Below are 940 nucleotides of genomic sequence, written 5' to 3' on the forward strand. Positions count from 1 at the left end.
GATCGGACTCGAGTTCGAACAACCCGAGTTGATCGGCTTCGGCAAGCATTCGGCCTTAGGTCTTCCGTCGCTCCTGGCGACCGGCGTCTCGCCGGACTGGTTCTGGTACGAGCACTCCCTGTCCTATCAGGAGTATACGGTCCAGGCCTTGGTGGAGCTGCTGGTCGGCGCCTCGTTGCGCGGGCGGCTGGCCGAGTTCGCCCGGGAACTCTGGATCGCGCAGAACCTGATGATTTCTCCGGTGACCGTGCGCTTTGCCAATGAAGACGCCCCGACCCTCAACGATTCGCCGCCTAATCGCAAGGCGCCGAACCGCAAGTTGTGGGCGGCCTCCCGCCGGGTGTTGCCGACCTGGCTCGGGCTGGACGAAGCGAAGGGCCAGCTGAGCTGGGACACCCTGCTCGATCCGCCCAAGCCGGTCGATTCGATGCCGGTACTGCCCGAGCTGGCGTCGGGACCGGTGCCGGGTCTCGATGCGGTTCAGCTCGTGAAGAACGGCTGGCATGCCCTGTTGCGCTATGGCCAGAAAGCCCGGTTTCATGCCCAGCAGGAAGCCCTCACTTATGAACTGCAATACGGCGACACCTGGCTTCTCAAAGACGCCGGCACGGTCGGCTACGGCTCGCCGCTGCACAAGGGCTATTTCAGCCGGGCACCGGCGCACAACGTGCCGCTGGTCGACGGCGACGGGCAAAATCCCTGGCCGTCCGAGGGACAGCTCGATGAGGTCGCGCCGGACGGCTCGTTCGCGGCGGTGTCCCATCCGAGCTATCGTCCCGGCGTGACCGCAACCCGGCGGCTCGCCATCGGCGCCGGCGACTTTATCGATCAGGTGGGGGTGACCACCGGCTCGGACACGCCGCACGCGATCGGTGTCGTCATGAACACACCCTGTGCCGTGACCGCCGACCGGCCGTCTGTCGCGGAAGGGGCATCGCTG

The 940-nt window shown here is 66.2% G+C and carries 1 protein-coding gene; it reads left to right on the forward strand.

Annotated features, from left to right (window positions below):
* A partial coding sequence (locus tag B2A78_RS25420; protein WP_205780910.1) for a heparinase II/III family protein occupies positions 1-940 on the forward strand: 940 nt, incomplete at both ends.

This window comes from Methylocaldum sp. 14B (assembly GCF_002005105.1).
Taxonomy (GTDB): domain Bacteria; phylum Pseudomonadota; class Gammaproteobacteria; order Methylococcales; family Methylococcaceae; genus Methylocaldum.